This window comes from Deinococcus sp. LM3 (genome assembly GCF_002017875.1).
GTDB lineage: Bacteria > Deinococcota > Deinococci > Deinococcales > Deinococcaceae > Deinococcus.
Window position 1 is genome coordinate 16,729 of record NZ_MUFV01000008.1, and the last position, 18,508, is coordinate 35,236.

An 18,508-nucleotide genomic window follows, 5' to 3' on the forward strand; every position below is an offset into this window, starting at 1 on the left:
CCGGCACTTGCCGCACGAACGTTCAGGGTTCTTCCCTCACGTCCGCCTCCGCGGTCTCCGGCAGCGCGGTCACAGCGCGCCGCTCCGGTTCAGGTTCCGCTCCTGCGGCCGGGGCCTCATCCCGGGCCATGGCCAGTTCTTCCAGCAGGACGCGGATCAGGTCCAGGTTCGCACGCGCATGCCCATCACTCATGCCATTCAGGGTGGCACGACCACTCACCACGCAGTGCCGCACATCCAGCAGGTCACGCCCGCGCCCGCCGAACACAAAATAGCTATCGAAGGCAGCACATCACCTCGGACGTGCAGCTCGAAGTCGTTTCAGTCCCTTAGCAGGGAAGGCCATTGGGAGGTGAAGCCCAGCCCCGCTGGGAACACCAGGCCGGCCGTTTCAGTCCCTTAGCAGGGAAGGCCATTGGGAGGTTGCTGAGGCATACATCTCGCTGGCTTTCCGAGAGTTTCAGTCCCTTAGCAGGGAAGGCCATTGGGAGCGCTCGGCTCTGGCCATCGTGGCCAGCGCCGACGGGTTTCAGTCCCTTAGCAGGGAAGGCCATTGGGAGCGAGGAGGTGTTCGGGTTCCGTCCCGAGCATCCCGTTTCAGTCCCTTAGCAGGGAAGGCCATTGGGAGAGCCTCTTTTTCGTTGTCGTGCAGCACGTGCTTTGAGGCACTCATAATTCGCTCAGGATGAATTATTCATTGCATAGGGTGAATGATGTCCTTCGCGCTTTCAGCGTATCACGCTTTCGCCGTCCTGCACAATGTTTTGACGGAAAGTGATTCATCATACATTTACCTTTTGCAAAAGCCCCTCCAGGACGGGAAAAACGCGATTTGCTGTATAGAAAATGACCGCTATGCAGATTTGGGAACTTGGTGAAGATTCCCTTAACGCATCTTTTTTGAGCGTACTACTATCAACCCATCCTCCAGACCTCGTGTTTTTCCTCTCCCAGCGCCTTTCCCTCCGTTTCGCTCCTTCGGGGCTCTTTTCGCTCGTTTTTCTTCAGAAACCCTTCACGATCATGATCAACTGTAAACCGCCTCGCGGGCGACTCGGCCTTCTGTGCGTGCAGGACAGCGTTTCCGCTCAGGCTTCGACAACGTCCTCGCAGAAGCCCGGGCGGAGTGGCTGCCCAACTGGATCAGCGCGGGATCTCCTCCGGAATCGGCGTGCCGGGCCGCTCGACCGTGATCACCGGCTCTCCTGGTGCAGCAGCTGGGGCAGCCGGGGCGGCATTCACCTCGACCGTCCCGGCCTGCTCGACCGTCACCGGCGACGCAGGCTTCAGGCCGCCCAGCCAGCCCAGCGCCGTCTTCAGCCCGTCGCGGCCCGCGATGGCCACCACGGCCGTCACCAGCACGAACAGCACGAAGCCCCGGACGTCCGGGAAGCCCATCAGCAGGTGCAGCGCGCCGGCACACACGGTACTGACCAGCACGGTCAGGCCCCACCATCGCCACGGCGCCCAGGTGAGCGGCGGTTCACGCCGCGCGAGGTTGCGTTTCAGGGTGGCCATCAGCCCGAACACCAGCAGACCCAGGCCCACAGGGTCACTGGCGAGGTTCAGCAGGAACGCGACGTTGACACTCGACAGGTCCGGCACCTGCGCGGACGCGAGACCGGACAGGCACAGCAGCAGGATGATCAGCTTCACGCTTTCTCCTTCTCGACCCGGATCTGCACCTTGCCGGGGTCGGTGGCGTTGATGACGATGGTGGCCGCGCCCGTGATGGTCACGCGGCTCCCATCGATGTCCTCGAACGGGCGTCCGAACTGGCTCAGGACCACGCCACGCCCGGACGGGACGGCAGGGGCTGGGGCGGTCGGGACGCTGGCCTTGTGCGCCATGGCGTCCTGCCACGCCGGGACCGTCACGCCCGGCAGGGGATCGGTCCACTGCAGATGCATCCCGTCGGCGTACTGGCCCGTCCAGTGCCCGCCCCAGGTCCACCCGCACTCCTCGAAGCACCGGATCACGTCGCGGTCGATCTGCATGCGGTCCAGCGGCACGCCGTACCCGTTCCACGCCGCGTCGAAGTCGATGGCGGCCCCGAAGGCGTGGACGCTCAGCGGGCGGCTGCGGTCGTGGCCCATGTGCCGCGCCGCGAACGCGCCGTTGTACGTTCGCAGGCGACCGTTCAGCCCACGCTTCCGGACCTCCGCCCAAGTGGCCACCAGGACCGGCGCGACCAGGCGGTGGACCGTGACGGCCTTGATCGTCGAGCCGGGGTAGGCGGGCCAGCCGGGCAGGTCCGTGACCGGCACACGCACCAGGTTCGCAGCCCGCCACTGCGGACTGGGTTCGAACCACGCGCCCCCCTGCGTGCTCGGACCGGCCCCCGGCCCTTCCGGATTGCCGAACGCGGCGATGAGGTGGGCCTGCTGCGCGCCACTCGGACGGGCCTTGATGGCGGCGGCGAAATCAAATGCACTCACTTGAACCTCCTGGCGGGCACCCAGGCCCGCCCGTTCCAGTACTCGACGGACCACGACAGGCCCACCCACTCGTTGCGGACGCCGCCGCTCGGGATCTCCCACGCACCTGTCAGGGGTAGATCGGCTGGTACGGGCCTTCCGCGTTCAGAGCGCTGCGCTTCCGGGCGCGGACCACGCCGCGCGCCGGGCAGTCCACGGACGGGCGGATGGCGAGCCGCTCGACGATCCCCAGCGTGGCGGTCCGCTCCACGGTCGCCGCGCAGTACGTCGCGGCGACCGGGATCCGCTGGGCGATCAGGCCACCGCTGACCAGGAGGGCCGCGCTGGCCATGACGGTCCGGCCGATCACGTCGCTCCCTGCTGCGTTCTGGACTGCACCCGGATGACTTCCTGCAGGAGGCTGCACCCCCGGCCGATGCCCAGGCACAGGGCGGCGAGGCCCGCGTACACGACCAGCAGGTACAGGGTCAGGTGCCCCAGGGAGCTGCCCGCCACCTGCCCCGCCAGGATCTGCCCGCCGAGACACACGATCAGCAGCGCGACCCCCACCACGGCGCTGATCACGGCTGGCCGCCAGCGTTCCAGGCCGCCGTACTCCAGCAGCGCCAGGATGGTCAGTGGCGGGTGCGTGCGCCGGGCTTCCAGGACGACGGCCACGATCCGCCGGGCCAGCATGCCCAGCAGCGCGATGATCAGCACGCGGTAGATACTCACCGCCAGGTACGACCATTCCGGGTCGGTGATCAACGGGGTGTTCATGAGCGCGTTCGCGGCGCGGGTGGTGTCGACGAGGGCGGCATGCCAGGGGCTGTCAGTCATGGGGGTCTCCTTTTTTCCGCCAGCGGATGGCGAGGGCCAGCAGCAGCCACGTCATGGCGGCCGCGCCGAGGACCCGCCCGAACGCGCTCGGGTCGGCGGTCCGGGTGGGGAGTTGCAGGAGCAGCACCGCCGCGAACGCCAGAGAGCTCCAGCGAATGCCGGGATCCGGGTGGCGGCGCAGGCGCCGGGCGGTCAGGACGCTCACGGCGGTCATGACGGTCGTGACGCTCGCGAGGATGATGGGCGGCCCGACGATCCAGCGGTTCAGGTCGTTCACGGCGATGTGCAGGGCGATCAGGAGGTCAAGCACGGTCGTCACCTCCGGGTGGGGTGGTCGGCGCGGGCGGCTCCAGGGGGGGCGGGGCGGGGGCGTCGGGGATGTACTTCTGGACGCCGTACCGCGCGGCCAGCAGGAGCGCGGTGGGGCCGTACGCGAAGCCGACGACGCACGCGCCGATGGCTTTGCTCATCACGTCGAGCGTGCCGCGCGATACCCAGTCCAGGCCGCGTTCGATGCCGGCCCCGACGACGAACGTGGCGACCATCTCCGCGAAGAGCTGTCGGGCGGGGACGCGGCGGGCGCGGGTGACGACACCGGCCCAGTGGAGGAATGCGGCGCTGAGGCCGCAGCCGATGGTGGTGGCGGCCTGCAGGCCGATCAGTTCGGTGGCCATCCAACACCTCCAACGTGCTGTCTACACAACATCTGGTCTCTCCTGGCAGATTTTTCGCCGCGCGGAGCGCATGATTCGGAGCAGGACAGGGGGCGCTATCCCCTGTCCGCTGCTTTTGGAGCCCTGTCCGCTGCCCCTGCTGTGCGTGACCCGCGCGCCGGCAGGGGCAGCGCGCGGGAATGAAGAACCCCCGCGCGGTGGCGGGGGTACCGGACTACTCAGGCGGTTTGTGTGGTCAGAGGCTGAAGGGGATGTCGTTCGGGTGGGGCGGGGCGGCGCAGTTCGGGGCGATGGGGTCCCGCCAACCCAGGGCGCGGAGGCTCTGCCCGCAGGCCCGCAGGTACGCCTGCGCGTAGGCTTCAGCCCAGCGTTCGAACAGCTGGTGCGTGTACGGGTCCGGGTTCTGCGGGTCCGCGAAGACTTTCAGGTAGCGCGCCTGCAGGCAGTGACCCGCCTCGTGCGCCGCGACCCGCGTGAGCTGCTGCCGGATCACGGTGGGGTCCAGGTCGACCACGCAGCTGGCCGCGCCGGGCCGGACCTCCGCGTGCCCGCCGACCGTCCGGAACCCACCCACACCGTCCGCGACCGGCTCCCCCAGCGCGCCGGGAGCCGTCCAGCGCCAGGTGATGCTCACGCCGTGCACGTCGCTGGTCCACTGAGCATTGTCGCGGGGCGGGGCGGTCACGCTGCAACCAGCGAGGCCCAGGGCGAGGGCAAGTGCGGACAGGATGCGGTTGAGCATGGGTGAACCTCCAGAGGAAAGGCCCGCCGCAAGGCCTGCGGGCGGGACGGGAAGGCGGCCCCAGCGTGAACTGTGGGCCGGGTGGCTTGCCACGATTCCACCATTTCGGTTGAACTTATGTCAAGCGTTCCAGTCTTCACGCACATCCACCACTTCGGGAGAACGCCCACTGGAGGACTACCCTTGAGAGAGATGACCGACGAGATCCGAGCCGAGATCAAGCGCCTGATGAAGGAGAAAGGCCTCTCCCAGCGCGCCCTTGCCGAGAAACTCGGCGTCAACGAGAAGAGCCTCAGCCGCACCCTGCTCGACCGAGGGAAGCCCGCCGGCATCTGGCCGGACATCCTTGAGGAGCTGGGCGTCGAGCTGACCCTGAAACGCAAGGGCGACTGACGACCAGGGGGAGCCGCGCGGCTCCCCCTTTCCTTCGTGTTCAGGGCCTGATACCGGACCTGATTCTGTGTGTAAGAATCTGCGGAGTCAGCTCAGGTCACGACTGGCTCGACTTGCATGGTCACGGGTCTTGGCTTCAAACGCTCCCGTGCCGGACGCTCGACCACGTGATACGTCGCAACGGCTGCCCCAGCGATCAGAGCAGCGTAAATCAGCACCACTCCAACTCGAATCCACCACGCCCGATCAGCAAACGCCTCGCCAGGAAGCACCTTGGAGATCACCGAAAGCACAATGGCGTGAGTCATGTACAACGCGTAACTAACCTCCCCCCAGTAACTGGCGCTCGGTTTCGACAGCCACCGTGATACCGCGCCCTTCTGATACGCCAGACCGAAGATCAGCAGACCGAATGCGAAGTTAAACCGTCTGTGATTAGCGCTCGTCCGGGTGCCCGGCTTCCAGCCGGGCACCCGGGCCGTTACCATGCTGTCCATGGGCACTGGGGCGACTGAGAAGGATCTCTTCGAGATCATCCGTCATCAGTCCGAGCAGATCGACCAACTGATCGCCGAGAACAAGGCCCTCAAAGCGGAAATCGCCCGCCTGAAGAAGCGCATCGAGGAACTCGAACGGCGGGAACGCAAGTACGCCGCCCCCTTCAGTCGGGAGAAACGCACCGCCGATCCCAAGTCACCAGGACGGCGTCCTGGTGAAGGCACCTTCACGCACAAGTCTCCACCCACGCCAGAGCAGATCACGGCCACCGTGGAAGTCGACACGCCCAATACCTGTCCTCGCTGTGGATTCACGGGGCCGCTGATCTTCACCCGTCAGGACAAGGCCTGGGTCACGGAACTCGTCCCCCAGAACGCCATGCAGGTCACCGAGTACCACGTGCCCGTCATGGAGTGCCCGCAGTGTCACCACGCGGTGCGTGGTGACCATCCTGACCTGAAAGCCAATCAGGTCGGTGCCACTGCCCATCGACTCGGCCCCGTCCTGCACGCGACCCTGCAGACCCTGCATCACGAGCTGGGCCTCCCGGTCCGCCGCATCGGTCGGGTCATGGACCTCCTCGGCGGCCTCCAGATCACGCAGGGTGCGATCACGCAAGCCGCACAGCGGCTTGCGGCCGACGGCAGCGCCCTGGCTGCCCACGTCGACGCGCTGCAGACACAGATCCAACAGGCTTCGTTCGTGCATCACGACGACACCGGCTGGCGGATCGGCGCCCAGAACGCCTGGGTGGGTACGTTCCGTAGCGCGGATACCGTGCTGTTCCGCGCGAACCTGCGGCATACCAACGTGGAAGTTCGGGAAGGCCTGGGGCACAACTTCGCCGGCGTGCTGATCAGCGACCGCTTCTCCTCGTACGACAGCCGCTACCTGCAGGACGTCCGGCAGCAGAAGTGCCTGGCGCACCTGATCCGCAACGCGGATGAAGTCGCCGCTGTTCTCCAGCGGCAACCTGGGCGGGGAGAGCTGTACGGGCAACGGGTCGCGCAGGTGTTCCGGGACGGCATCCGACTGCACCGGGAAGTGACGACCGGGGTATGCACGCGAGAGGAGTATGCGCAGCAGGGTGAGGCACTCACCCTGCGCCTGAACATCCTGCTGAATCGGGCACCACTGAAGTCGAAAGCGAACGAGCGACTCCGACTGGGCATCCTGAAGCAGAGCGTGCTGGACCGGTTGTGGCGGTTCCTGAAGGACCCGGACATTCCACCGACGAACAACGCAGCGGAACGGAGTCTGCGGACAGTGGTGATGGCGAGGAAGGTCTCGCAGTGCAGCAAAAATGCGGTGGGTGCGCAGACGTACATGCGGATCAAGTCCACCGTGGAGACCGCGCGGTTGCGCGGTCAGGACCCCGTCGCGGTCCTGACTGGACTCATGCGCTGACTGGGCGCTTGCGCTTTCGACCGACCGCTAATCACAGACGTTAAACCAATACCCCCCATGGACCATGATACCGACCGAAAATAGCGCCAGGGCCCCCCAGATCAGCACTGGTCCATGACGAAAAGCCGGTGTGGCACGGTAGATCATGTTGACTGCCGCGCCACCCACGAACCCACCGATGATTCTGGGGAGCCAGGTCTCTGCCAGATCCGTCCGCTGCGCGAGAAGTGCGGCGCTGCCCAGGAAAGCCACCGCTGCGACCGCTCCGAATTGAGCTGGAGTGCGCAGACGTCCCATCCCAATAAGTAGCAGTGGGCAGAGCAGGTACGCGAACCACTCGGCACTGATTGACCAGGACGGATAGTTGAACGTCGATCCCATCCCAAGCCACAGATGCGCCATAAACAACTGCGCCACGTAAGCCGCTGGGCTGCCGTTAATACTGTAGATCTCAAAACCCAAGGTGCCAGCCGCAAGCAGACCAAGAAGCACAATGTGGAGAGTAACGAAATGCACCGGGTATACGCGTGCGATACGTGCCTGCAAGAAGCGGCGATAGGCAGGAAGGGACACCCCGTTGTGGAACTGATCGAAGTAGGTATGGCACAGGATGAACCCGCTGAGAACGAAGAAGAGATCCACCCCTAGGTAGCCTGCCCTCACAAGAGGGTCGAGGACTGCCAGGGCCGGGAACAGTGCCACCACGTCATCGCGAAAATGGTACATGACGACCCAAAGCGCAGCGAGAGCGCGGATACCGGTCAATGCGGGGAGCCTCATGGAGCCATCCTAGTTGACGGCCCACCCGCCTGTACGCGCAATCGTGTCAGGCTCGTACCACTGGAAACCTGCCCAGTGCTGCGTGGGCACGTCGTGAACTCATCTCTCTGTTGTGCCGCCCCGCCCTGCATATACCCCCCAATGCGTGGCGTCAGCGCCGCTGTGTGGGCTCTCACATAGGGAAAATTAGTATTGTGAGTCGTGCCCAGTAATCCCTCCCCCCCCCGTTTTGACCAGTTAGATGCACTCAGAGGAATCGCGGCTCTCAGTGTTGCTATTTATCATATTTTCCCTCTACTCCTAAAAGGGAGTCCTCTAGAAAACACTTTCAACACATTAGGGTATACTCCTATTAATATTTTTTGGGCCGGACATGAAGCGGTTATCGTATTTTTTGTACTCTCTGGCGTTGCACTTACTATTATGCTGCAACGCCAGATGCCATACACGTCCTTTGCGTTAAGGCGAATTGTTAGGCTATACTTTCCCTATCTGATTGCTGTTTTAATATCTGCGGCTTTAAAAGCTAGTCTTTACGGAAATCTACCAACCTTCAACGATTGGATTAACCAATTTTGGACATCAAAACCAGATTTTAGCAATCTGATACAACATATCTTCATGATAGGAACATTTGACACAGACTCTCTCGATTTTGCCGTCTGGTCTCTCGTTCACGAAATGAGAATCAGCCTCATATTTCCCCTTCTTCTACTACTTTTTAAGCATGCCGGGACCGTACGCTCTCTAACTATTTTATTAGCTCTATCCGCCATCGCGCAGATCCTCCAGCTTGTTACGACCGATTTGATAGTGAAGGACTGGACTGCCACGCTCGGCTATCTTCTCCCTTTCGGTGTAGGCATAGCACTCGTGCGCGAACAGAATTCACTAAGCAAATGGATTCAGGATGGCAGGCACAGAAGCACCGCAGCCGTAATTATCGGATTTTTCATTCTGTCCTACGCTTTCCGAATCATGAATCACACACCGATTTCAACGTGGCAAATTGTTGCCGACTGGCCTCTCGTGCTTGGCGCCGCCCTAGTCGTAGGCATTCTTATGGTTTCGAAGAAAGCGGCAGACACTATGCGACGCCCAGCCTTTCTGTGGCTCGGATCGATCAGTTACAGCTTGTATCTCTGGCATCCCATTGTATTGCTTACAGTGCTGCACAGCTTCGGCGAGCTTCTTCCACTGCCCCTCGTTCCTCCGGTTGTCTTAATCTTGACTCTGTGCGTGGCTTGGATAGCGTGGCGGGTAACTGAGGTGCCCAGCATCTCTCTGAGCCGTGCAATTGGCCGACCCCGGCAACCCCTAGAGTCTGGGTCCCACATGCCCTGAGCCTTTGTGCGGCGCGGCATACTGTGTGCATGGACGCCACCCTCCCCGCCCTCACTGCCCTGTCGGGTGTGTTCTTCAGCCTGGTGCTGCTAATGCGCCTCGCGGGCAACAGGCTGGCGCATCCGCAGACGCTAGCGACCCTCGTAGTGACGCTCTTCCCTCTTCTCATTGACGCTTCTTACCGTACTCGGACCTTTGTGGGCGCCGAGACGTTAACTGCGGACTGGCAGGTCGTCATGCGCCTTACCGGGTACGCCCTGGCCGCGCTGATAGGCGTGCATCTAATGCGCCGGAGCGGTTTTCACGCCCTGCGCAGCCGCACCCTAATGCCACTCATGGTGCTGCTTCTCCTGGGCGGGGTCAGCGTCGTCTGGAGCCTGAACTCCACATACAGTCTTGTCAGCCTCTACACCTGGATTTGCACCCTTCTGCTGGGGGCTGGGGTGGTATCCACCCTGAACCCAATGCAGGTGGGACGCGCATTCGCTCTCAGCACAAGCGTGTATGTGGCCGCGTCGTTCATAGCGTATTTCTTCACCCCCCTCGGACGGTTCGTCGAGGTGCTGAGTTACGACGGGACAACGCAGGTCGCGCGGATGGTGGGCCTCGCCACGCATCCCAATGGCCTCGCGATCATCTCCCTGATCGGGATTGGGGCACTGCTCTCCCAGTGGCGCACCACAACCCACCGCCGCCTTCTGAGCCTGGCTGTGGTCATGCAGGCGGCAGCGCTCTACCTGACGCTGAGCCGCACGAGTCTCGCCGTAATGCTCATTGCTGTGTCCTGGGTGTATCTGCGGCGCAGCGTGTGGTTTTATCTCCTGGGCGGAGCGGGCGCTGCCCTGCTGTTTGCGTCGGGCGGCCTGAGCATTGAGAGCATCAGCAAGGGCGACGGCAGCGACATCACCAACCTGACAGGACGGACGGAGCTGTGGCCGTACGCCCTGTCGCAATTGGAGGGCATCCGCCTGTTCATTGGAGGCGGGTGGGCCGCGTCCCGCCCGATGCTCACCGGGTTCTCCGGCGGGATTTTCACCCACCCCCACAATGCCTACCTCAACGCGCTGATGGTGCTGGGCGTGCCCGGGTTACTCGCCGCACTGACCTACCTGGGCGGCCTGTTCCGCCGCACCCATCGGTCACCGTTTGCGGCCTACGTGGTGATTGCCCTCATCCTGCATGGCCTGATGGAAACGTCATGGATGACAGCTTATGCAGGAACGCTGGTGCTGACGCTGGTGAGCATCAGCCGGTCGGATCAACCCACGTATACGTCGTAGGGCACGTTTGCCGCCGTCGCGGCCACCGTGACGTCCGTGGCGTCCACTGCCGTGTAGTACACCGCGCCCGCACCGCGTGGCACCACGATGATGTGCGTGGGCGCGTACCCCAGGCCGTGCCCAATGATGGTGGTCGTCCCGATGGTGCCGTGCGTGGTGCCCTGCAATTTCCTGTACTGGGTGGGCGCGCCGTCCGTGTCGCTGGATGGCGCGCCCTGTTTGCTGCGGCGCAGGCCCGCCGCGCTGATCCAGTCATAGGCTGTACCGAACCGGAACCGCCCTGTGTTCCACCCGGAGGCGTACACCTGGAACTCTGGCACGCCGAACGGATCGAGCTGCGCCACCGCCACGTCCTTCGCGTCCGCGCCACCCCCGTAGCTGGCCTGAAGGCGGGCCTGCACGTCGTTCAGGAACGCGCCCTGCGCCACGACCTTCAGCCCCGCGAACTTGCGTTTGCCGTTCGGGTCGGCGTTCGCGCCGACGTATATCTCGTGCGTGCTGCTGCTGCCGTTAACCCCGGTGATCTGCTGGTAGCCGAGGTACGTGACCGTGGTGGTGCCTGCCGCGCCCTGATTGATGGTCGGGAGGCGCACCTCGCCCGGCGTGGTCGTGGTCACGTAGCTCTGCCCGGCAGGGGGGCCGCTCTCGCCCGGAATCTGCTGGATGGGGATGAGGCACAGGTCGCTGATCGTGATTGAGGCAGGCCCGCTATAGGTGTAGAACCGCGTGACGCCGTTGACCGGCAGGCTGCCCAACGGCAGGCAATATTCGCCCGTTTCGCGGATCGTGAACTGCTCTCCGGCACTGGTATTGTTGCTGTCCCCACCGGCACCCCAGAGCACCTCTCCGGTCAGGGCCGTGACGCGGAAATAGGCGTAGGCGGCGAGGTTTTTACTACTGCCGTTCCGGTAGGCCGTCATGCTCATGGCCCCGGCGGCGGATTTGCTCAGGGTGTAGTCGGTGCCGCTGCCTGCCCCGGTCCCGCCCGTGGTGCCGTCCGCCATCTGGTACAGGGATTTGGTGAGCAGCAGTGCGGGTAGGACGGTCGCCACGCCCGCCGCGTTGCTGTAGATGCGGATGCGGAGCGTGGTGTTGCTCCCGGTCGGGATGCGTTTGCGGTGTACGCGCCACCTCATTTTCGTGCCGCCGTACAGGGCGGGCAGGCTGTAGTCCAGCGTGCCGCTGTCGTAGATGGTGGTGGTCCCCGCCGCGTCCAGCACGGCCACGCGGGCGTTGCTCAGGTTGTCGGTGTGCATCAGCAGCACGGCGCTCAGCAGGTAATCACTGTTCGCGTCCACCGTCACGGTGCGCTCAGCGTAGCCGCCGCTGGCGGTCCCGGTGACCGTCAGGGCCTTGCCGGTTTTCGCGCCGGGTGCGACGTGTTCCCGCGCGCCCAGGGTGGCGTTCGTGGCCGTCCAGCCCGTCGCCCCGTCCGTGAAGGTCGGGTCGGTGACGGCGTTGCTCACCGCGCGATACCACTCGCCCCCGTCGAAGTCGAGGCTGGGCGTGCGGGCCGCGCCCGTCGCGGGTTGCGCCGCCAGTCGGCGGATGCGGTTGCCGATCCCCAGGTCAACGATCCCGGCGTTGATCTCAATACTCGGCAGGTAGCCCAGGTCAATATCCCCGCCCACGCACCCGTGCCCGAGGCGCAGGCCGCCGCTGTACAACTCCGGCCCGTAGGCCCGGAGCTGCACGTCCTCTGCGTCGATCGCCCACGCGCCCATGCGTTCAAAATGGCCGCCGAACAGTTTCACGGCGCAGAGGCCCGCGCCACGCAGCCTCATCCCCGTCTGCGCCTGCTCGATGTTCGCAGAATGGAACTCTGCGTTGCCCGTCAGCGTGAAATCCACGCCGTAGGCGCATTTCACGCTGTTATTCCACACCTGAAGGCGGGTGAAATACATCTCCTGGAACATCTGACCCGGCTCGTTCGTGAAGCCCGTGCCGCCCGCGCCGATGTTGCGGGCCTGCACGTCCGAGAGGTGGAAGATGTTCGTGCGCCGGAAGTGGAACGCCGGGCCGTCCTGCCCGTTCAGGTCAATTTTCAGATCGCGGATCACGAGGTCGCTCGGCTCGAATGTGCCGTTGCCGAGGGTGAGGATTGCGCCCGCGCCGGGTGCGCTGGGGATGATGGTGAGCGGCCCGATGATCCCGGCTGCATACGGGTTGTTGATGATCAGTTCGCCGGGCCGGACGCGCAACAGGCCACTCCCGGTAAACGTCCGACCCGCGAATGCCTGCGAGCCGGACAGTTGCAGCCACGCGGTCACGGCGGCGGTGTGGTCTGTACTGCCGCCAGGATCGGGCAGGTAATCAGCCAGGGGGAATGCGCCGTTGCGGGCGAGGGTGCCGGTCGCGGCCTCCAGATCGCGACGGCGGGTGTTGGTGGTGAGGTTGTCCACCGTTTCCCGCTGGTACACGTACCCGGTGTCCATTGCCCGGTAGTACCCGTCCGGGCCGGTGATGGCGGCGATGTTATCGCGGGGCGTGATGCCAGCGGCGGCGGTGGCGAGGGCAGCACTCTGCGCGATATCGACCTTGATATCGGTCCACTCCGACACCACCGCGCCCCCCTCCTCGATCACCTGCTGCGCCGCCCGCATGGTCAGCGGGGCGTCCCCGAATCCGACCGGGATGTCGGTGGGTTCCGGCATGGCGTAGTCGAAAATCAGGCCGTTCAGGTCGGAGGAAATCAGCTTGCGGGTGAATTCGGTGCGGACGGCCTTGTCGGGGCCGTAGTCCAGCACCTCGTAGAAGCGGGCGCGGACGCCGGGCAGGTCGTCGGGGCCCTGCACGATCACGTACAGCTCGCGGGTGGGGTCCAGGGCGTCCATCCAGCGGGGCGGGGTGTGGCTGACGTCCAGGACGGCGCTGTACTCCTCGGGGCTGGCGTTGCCGCTGCTGTCCACGTAGCGGGGCGCGCGGATGCTGAGCGTCCCGCCGGTGGGCGTTCCCTGCCAGGCGGTCACGCCGGTCACTTTCGCTTTCACTGGTCACTTCCTTTGCGGGTGAGGAGGTTCACCTGCGTGATGGCCCGCTGCACCCTGGCTTCGCTCTCGTCGGCGACCTGGTGCACGCGGGTCCGCATCTGCCGTTCGAGGTCCTCCAGGCGGTCGAGGCGGGCCTGCAGGTCATCCGTGAGGGCGGTCAGGTCGGGGGTGGCGCCCGCCTCCCCCTGCGGGCCGGGTTCTCCGGGCGGTCCGGGTGGCCCGGCGGGCGGGTCGAACAGGAACGCTTCGAGGCGGGTGAGGGCGGCGTCCACTCTGGCTTCCAGGCGGGTCATGCGGTCGTTCAGGCCGGCGAGGATCTCGTCGGACGTGGCGGGCCGGGCGGTCTGTTTTCTTGGGGCCATGAGGGCTCCTTTCACCAGAGGGGGGCGGGGCCAGCGGGGTTGCCACCGGCGTCTACGAACTGGAATTCGGGGTACGGGCCGATCATCTCCATGGCCAGCAGGTACCCGTGGGCGTAGAAGCTGGTGCCCTTCACGCGGATGCGGTCGATGGGGTACCGCAGGCCGTCGATCTCGGCGTACGTGGCGTACCGCAGGGCGTCCTCGAAGGCGGCGAGCGTGGCGGCGCGTTCGCTGGGGCGACTGCTGGCGGGGAGCCAGGTGTTGAACTTCTTCCAGTGCGGTTCGCGCTCCCCGTCCCCGCCGACCTGCTGTTCGCTGCTCTCCACGGCCCGTTCGACGGTGTCGGCGTACTCGCGGTCGCTGGCGACGGGTTCCACGCGGGTCAGGACAAGGGGTGCCCCGACGGCCAGGTGGATGGTCATGGGGTAACTGGGCTGGGTCATGGGTTCCTCTCGATGTAGCCGCGCAGGTCCGTCTGTGCACCCGCCGCCGCTTCCTGCGTGATCAGGCGCACGAGGCGGGACACCTCGCTCGCGCCGGGCTGCTGGAGTTTGATGGTCAGGCGCGTCAGCCCGGCGGCCGTGTGCTCCCCGGCGATCTCCGCCACGTCGCCCACGAGGTTCCCGCCTGGGTGGCCGGTCAGGGTGACGCTACTCAGCGCGCTGGGCAGGGCCGTGACCCTGAACTCGGTGGGCTCCTGCGCGGGCGGCCGCAGGCTGGACTGCGCGATGGTGTCCACCTTCACGCGGTCCAGCCCGATGAACTCCAGCGCGTAGAGCTTCAGGCGCCCGGCGGGCACGGTGGACTGGCCACTGAGTGTCTCGAAGCTGAAGTTCACGGTGGCCGTGTACGGGGCGGGGGTGTCCACCGCCCAGGGGGCGCTTCGCAGGGACGCCAGGAACTCTTCCGGCAGCGGGCGCAGGCTGGTGACCTCACGGGGTGCGCCGCCCGTGTCGGTCAGGTGGAAGTCGAAGGCGGCCGTGGCGAAGTACGCGGTCGCGCCGGTCGGGTCGGGGAAGGAGTACTGAAGGGTGATCTCTCCCGGGAAACTGCTGGCGTTCAGGCCGTTCATGTCCAGGGAGTACAGGGCGCGCATCCCGACGACCGGGTCGGCGTTCGCGCCGGCCGGCACGCGGAACTGGAGGTAGGGGGAGCGGCTCACGCCGTCGTTCTGGGCGTACGTGGTGCCGCTGCCGTCCATGGCGTTGGCGATGTCGGTGAACCCGTCGTTCAGCACGTCGCTGAGCGGCAGGGTGCGGGTCAGGACGTCCGAGCCGTCCGGGACGATGGCTGCGTCCTGAAGGCCGTAGGTCTCGAAGCCTGCCGCGACGGTCTTGAGGGTATAGGTGGCGGGCTGGTACGGAACGCCGCGCGCAGTGAATCCGCCGCGAGTGACGATCCCGCCGGGGGTGATGGTCCCGGCGCCGTATCCGGCCGGGTAGACGGACACCACGTTCGGGGCGGTTCCGCTGGCGCGGCTGAGGGCGATCAGGGTCATCTCGGTGATGGCGTCGTCCCCGCTGACAGTGAGCAGGGCGAGGCTCTGCACGTCGTTCACGCCGAGCGTCAGGGTGGGCGGCTCGGGAGTGGCGAAGAAGAACCGTCCGTCCGGGAGCACGCCGAACGGCACGCCCCGCTGGGTGTCGAGGGTCTTGCCAAGGGTGTCGAGCGCCTGCCCGAGCTTCCGGAACGGCATGCTGAACTTCGTCAGCGTGCGTCCGGTCAGCGGGATGAGTGTCTCGTCGTAGGCGACGGCGGGGTGCCGGTACTTCTGGACGAGCGCTCGGACGATCACGGCCACGTCCACGTTCTCGAAGATCTCGTTCCCGATGATCCGGCGGCTGAGCAGGTCGCTCGCGCCGACGAGTTTCACGTCCCCGAAGTTCGGGTCCCTCGGGTGGGGGCACTCGACGACCGGCCCGTAGAAGATGGGCTGGCCGCCGATGCTCAGGCGGATCAGGTCCCGGTTCCGGACGCCCAGGTCGGGGGCGCGGGCGCGCAGCTCGGCGGTGATGCCGTCGAGCAGGCGGGTGGTGCTCCAGGTAAACCCGCCGACGATGCCGGTGGGCTGGTCCTTGGTGCGGGTGGCCTTGACGGTGACGCCGTCCGGCGCGATCAGGTCGACTTGCCAGGGCAGGGTGAATCACCTCCTTTCATACGGACTCCGATTGAATGGGCTGCAAAGCCCGTTCAATCCGAGCGAAGCGAGTGGGAGCAACAGCGGGCTGCCGGACGTGGAGCCGGCAATCCGGTGAAGTTCCGGATTGTTGGCGAAACAAACGGCAGTCCGTATCAGGTGCGGCCCGCGAGGTGCAGGGCATAGGAGCGCAGGTCGCTGAACGACTTGAGTTCCACGTGGCTTTCCGCCTGGACGCGCAGGCCGTCGTCCGCGAGGCGTTCCAGGACGGGCGTGACCTTCCGGAAGGCGGCGGCCACCTCGGTGGCGGACGCGCTGAAGTCCGTCATGTAGCTGGGGGCGGCGCTGACGGCCGTGGGTGCAGCAGCGAGGCCGAGATCCACGGCGGAGTTCCCGGTCTGACCGACCTGCTCCTGCACGTCCGTGCCGAACTGGCCCATCTTCTCGGCGGCGGGGACGAGGACGGTCTCGTAGAAGGGCTTAACCTAGCGAAAGCCAATATTTTGGCCAAGTCGTTGAAGTCTCCAGAGTGGAGCCCGGGAGTCCTCCAATCGACGGCATCGCTGCCCCTGAGATTAGGTTTTAGCTGCGAACTTCACCTTGAGCGCCACGTCACCAAGCGGACATAGGTGAGGGCACCATCGATGCGCCACCAGGAGGGGTCTTCACCCGGGATGCCTACATTGATGCGTAAGACCAACTGATATGCCGGATGACAGTACGCCAAAACCGGACTTGCTGGTGCTTGCTTGAGCTGAGACAACGGTTGCCATCCACAGGTTGCAAATGCCCCTGGGTCGGCTATGACACTCGGATCATTCGTCCCCAATAACACGATTGCTTGGTATGACTCGTTGACTGTTTGGGTCGAGTAAGCTCCCTGAAAATGCGCAAGTGCGGCTTGGGGAAGTGGTGCGGGGCAGTTGAAATCGGACGCGGCGGATGCGACGCACAGATCACCTCCAAGTCCACTAGCAACAGCAAGTAGATCCATCAACGCCTTCACATCAATCCCCATAGGCAAAACCATAACAGAGGTGCCATGAGGCACCTCTGTTCCTACAAGCATCTCAATAAGGTTGAAGCACGAGGGGCTGCACGACGCTAGCGCGGTTGGCGGCTACGCTCCAGATACTCTCGCCTCGACCGAAAGTTTGTGCGCCATCACAGGACGCCTCGAGAAAGTACGCGAATGCGTAGCGTCCGGTCGCTGTGGTGTTTCCGCCCATAAACTTGCGTGCTGTCTGAGCGAAGCCATACCCGGTGCCAGTCGTAGAAGTGTACGGACCGAAGGTACGGTTGTTTGGGCCAACGACGGAGATGCTGTGGGTGACGGTTGCTCGAGCATCAATGCCGTCAAATGGGCTGGCATCGACGCAGCTAATACTGGCTCGTGACCAGGCGTCCAGACGACCCGCAACGATGCCGTTTACTTCCTCGGCAATTCGTGGCACTCCCACCCCAAGTTGCTGAGCACCGAGCTTGGGGAGATCCACAACGGAGGTTTCCTGCACCTCGCCTGTCGGCAGGATCGTATAGAGTACATCCTTCTTCATATCCTGAATCGAGTTCAGCCCGAGTTTGCGAAGCGCTGACTGTACTTCGGGCCGCTGGGTAACAATTTGGTCGTAGGTGGCGTCAAGCTGCTGCTGCGTGAATTCAGCAGTGGGCGCTTCGACCACATCCTGGGACTGTCCACAGGCGGTCAGGGCGGCAGCGATGACTGCCCAGCACAGCATTTGTTTGTGTAGCATACGGCTCCTTTGAGCAACCAGTGAGATTTGGGGATGCTCGTTGGCATCGTACGGGGGCTTGCCTGGTACGGCACGCAGATATGACCGCCAGCCCTGAAAAAATATTCTGAGATTTCACAGCTTCAGCTCAGAAGGCTAGCCCTACATGGGGTCAATAGGTGAGGCGTCAAGCGAAAGCCACGATATGACTGGACCGCGACTGTGCGCCAAGCTTGCGGAAACGACCGTCTGTGCAATGTCTTGGACCATCTGATGGCAGGCTACTTCCCACATTGCGAAACTATGTTGCACAATGAGCTGAATTGGCAACCTGTTTTCGCAACCCTGGAGGCCCCATGCAGATTGGCTATGCCCGCGTCAGCAAGCAACACGAACAGGACACCGCCGCGCAACTGCGGGCGCTGAAGGACGGTGGGGCTGAGCGCGTGTTCACCGAACACGCTTCGGGGGGCCGCTGGGACCGGCCCGAACTCCACAAGATGCTCGACCAGCTCAGAGAAGGGGATGTGGTCATCGTCTGGAAGCTGGACCGACTCAGCCGCAGCCTCAAGGACCTGCTTCACCTGATGGAGCTGCTGGGAGATCGGGGCGTAGGCTTTCGCAGCTTGACGGAGGCCATCGACACCACCACCCCGGCGGGCCGAATGATGATGCAGATGGTGGGGGCCTTCGCGGAGTTCGAGCGGGCCATGATCCGGGAACGAACCCGCGCGGGCCTGGAACAGGCCCGGCTGGAAGGGCGTGTTGGAGGCCGCAAACGCAAGCTCTTGCCCCATCAGGAACAGGACATCCGCGAGTCGGTGGGGTCCGGGCGGCGGACAGCGGCGCAGTGTGCCCGCCTATTCGGGGTCCATCCCAGCACCATCACCCGACTGCTCCGGCGTTAGCTG

General features: G+C 64.6%; 21 protein-coding genes and 1 CRISPR repeat array. Of the genes, 5 read left to right on the forward strand and 16 right to left on the reverse strand.

The features are described from left to right. Positions 1-22: 22 nt before the first annotated feature. From BXU09_RS21140 to BXU09_RS21145, 8 genes are all read right to left on the reverse strand, one after another. Complete coding sequence (locus BXU09_RS21140; protein WP_168174708.1) at positions 23-193, reverse strand: hypothetical protein; 171 nt, start codon at positions 191-193, stop codon at positions 23-25. Positions 194-318: 125 nt separating this feature from the next. Continuing rightward, positions 319-628: a CRISPR direct-repeat array (repeat unit 34 nt; unit sequence GTTTCAGTCCCTTAGCAGGGAAGGCCATTGGGAG). A gap of 515 nt (positions 629-1,143) precedes the next feature. Next, positions 1,144-1,656, reverse strand: coding sequence for a hypothetical protein (locus BXU09_RS19845; RefSeq protein ID WP_078306036.1), 513 nt, complete (start codon positions 1,654-1,656; stop codon positions 1,144-1,146). Continuing rightward, a complete protein-coding gene (locus BXU09_RS19850; protein WP_078306037.1) occupies positions 1,653-2,438 on the reverse strand; it encodes a M15 family metallopeptidase in 786 nt (261 codons plus the stop codon). Before BXU09_RS19850 ends, BXU09_RS19845 begins: the two co-directional genes overlap by 4 nt. Positions 2,439-2,547: 109 nt before the next feature. Further along, positions 2,548-2,787 carry a hypothetical protein gene (locus BXU09_RS19855; RefSeq protein WP_078306038.1) on the reverse strand — a complete coding sequence of 80 codons (240 nt, stop codon included), beginning with the start codon at positions 2,785-2,787 and terminating at the stop codon, positions 2,548-2,550. Beyond that, positions 2,784-3,257: a hypothetical protein gene (locus BXU09_RS19860; RefSeq protein ID WP_078306039.1), complete on the reverse strand. Its 474-nt coding sequence runs from the start codon at positions 3,255-3,257 to the stop codon at positions 2,784-2,786. Before BXU09_RS19860 ends, BXU09_RS19855 begins: the two co-directional genes overlap by 4 nt. Then, positions 3,250-3,567 (reverse strand): hypothetical protein, encoded by a 318-nt coding sequence (locus BXU09_RS19865; protein ID WP_078306040.1) that lies wholly within the window; start codon positions 3,565-3,567, stop codon positions 3,250-3,252. Before BXU09_RS19865 ends, BXU09_RS19860 begins: the two co-directional genes overlap by 8 nt. Beyond that, a complete protein-coding gene (locus tag BXU09_RS19870) occupies positions 3,560-3,931 on the reverse strand; it encodes a hypothetical protein (RefSeq protein ID WP_078306041.1) in 372 nt (123 codons plus the stop codon). The genes BXU09_RS19865 and BXU09_RS19870 overlap by 8 nt, the downstream gene beginning before the upstream one ends. A 235-nt stretch (positions 3,932-4,166) precedes the next feature. Beyond that, positions 4,167-4,673 carry a hypothetical protein gene (locus BXU09_RS21145; protein WP_078306042.1) on the reverse strand — a complete coding sequence of 169 codons (507 nt, stop codon included), beginning with the start codon at positions 4,671-4,673 and terminating at the stop codon, positions 4,167-4,169. A gap of 192 nt (positions 4,674-4,865) precedes the next feature. Between BXU09_RS21145 and BXU09_RS19880 the strand changes: the two genes are divergently transcribed. Then, positions 4,866-5,066 carry a helix-turn-helix transcriptional regulator gene (locus tag BXU09_RS19880; protein WP_078306043.1) on the forward strand — a complete coding sequence of 67 codons (201 nt, stop codon included), beginning with the start codon at positions 4,866-4,868 and terminating at the stop codon, positions 5,064-5,066. Positions 5,067-5,158: 92 nt separating this feature from the next. Here the strand turns inward: BXU09_RS19880 and BXU09_RS20780 are convergent, their stop codons facing one another. Next, a complete protein-coding gene (locus BXU09_RS20780) occupies positions 5,159-5,374 on the reverse strand; it encodes a hypothetical protein (RefSeq protein ID WP_144012460.1) in 216 nt (71 codons plus the stop codon). A gap of 187 nt (positions 5,375-5,561) precedes the next feature. Here BXU09_RS20780 and BXU09_RS19885 point away from each other — a divergent pair, with 187 nt between their 5' ends. Beyond that, positions 5,562-6,971, forward strand: coding sequence for an IS66 family transposase (locus BXU09_RS19885; protein ID WP_240501062.1), 1,410 nt, complete (start codon positions 5,562-5,564; stop codon positions 6,969-6,971). 27 nt (positions 6,972-6,998) lie between these two features. Here the strand turns inward: BXU09_RS19885 and BXU09_RS19890 are convergent, their stop codons facing one another. After that, complete coding sequence (locus BXU09_RS19890) at positions 6,999-7,751, reverse strand: acyltransferase (protein WP_078306044.1); 753 nt, start codon at positions 7,749-7,751, stop codon at positions 6,999-7,001. A gap of 201 nt (positions 7,752-7,952) precedes the next feature. Between BXU09_RS19890 and BXU09_RS19895 the strand changes: the two genes are divergently transcribed. Together BXU09_RS19895 and BXU09_RS19900 are read left to right on the forward strand one after the other, a co-directional pair. Continuing rightward, a complete protein-coding gene (locus BXU09_RS19895) occupies positions 7,953-9,095 on the forward strand; it encodes an acyltransferase (protein ID WP_078306045.1) in 1,143 nt (380 codons plus the stop codon). A 29-nt stretch (positions 9,096-9,124) separates the two neighbouring features. Beyond that, positions 9,125-10,375 carry an O-antigen ligase family protein gene (locus BXU09_RS19900; protein ID WP_078306046.1) on the forward strand — a complete coding sequence of 417 codons (1,251 nt, stop codon included), beginning with the start codon at positions 9,125-9,127 and terminating at the stop codon, positions 10,373-10,375. On the opposite strand, the gene BXU09_RS19905 is transcribed toward BXU09_RS19900, so the two are convergent. From BXU09_RS19905 to BXU09_RS20785, 6 genes are all read right to left on the reverse strand, one after another. Continuing rightward, on the reverse strand, positions 10,354-13,365 hold the full coding sequence (locus BXU09_RS19905; protein WP_078306047.1) for a hypothetical protein: 3,012 nt from the start codon (positions 13,363-13,365) through the stop codon (positions 10,354-10,356). The two genes, BXU09_RS19900 and BXU09_RS19905, sit on opposite strands and share 22 nt — an antisense overlap. Then, positions 13,362-13,727, reverse strand: a complete 366-nt coding sequence (locus tag BXU09_RS19910) for a hypothetical protein (protein ID WP_078306048.1) — start codon at positions 13,725-13,727, stop codon at positions 13,362-13,364. Before BXU09_RS19910 ends, BXU09_RS19905 begins: the two co-directional genes overlap by 4 nt. Positions 13,728-13,738: 11 nt before the next feature. Then, positions 13,739-14,170, reverse strand: a complete 432-nt coding sequence (locus BXU09_RS19915; RefSeq protein ID WP_078306049.1) for a hypothetical protein — start codon at positions 14,168-14,170, stop codon at positions 13,739-13,741. Further along, positions 14,167-15,600: a hypothetical protein gene (locus tag BXU09_RS19920; protein ID WP_078306050.1), complete on the reverse strand. Its 1,434-nt coding sequence runs from the start codon at positions 15,598-15,600 to the stop codon at positions 14,167-14,169. The genes BXU09_RS19915 and BXU09_RS19920 overlap by 4 nt, the downstream gene beginning before the upstream one ends. A gap of 419 nt (positions 15,601-16,019) precedes the next feature. Further along, complete coding sequence (locus BXU09_RS19925; RefSeq protein WP_078306051.1) at positions 16,020-16,304, reverse strand: hypothetical protein; 285 nt, start codon at positions 16,302-16,304, stop codon at positions 16,020-16,022. Between the two features lie 630 nt (positions 16,305-16,934). Next, entirely contained in the window at positions 16,935-17,618 is a 684-nt protein-coding gene (locus BXU09_RS20785; RefSeq protein ID WP_144012424.1) for a hypothetical protein, read from the reverse strand. A gap of 335 nt (positions 17,619-17,953) precedes the next feature. Here BXU09_RS20785 and BXU09_RS19930 point away from each other — a divergent pair, with 335 nt between their 5' ends. Further along, a complete protein-coding gene (locus BXU09_RS19930) occupies positions 17,954-18,505 on the forward strand; it encodes a recombinase family protein (RefSeq protein ID WP_078305857.1) in 552 nt (183 codons plus the stop codon). Positions 18,506-18,508: the final 3 nt, after the last annotated feature.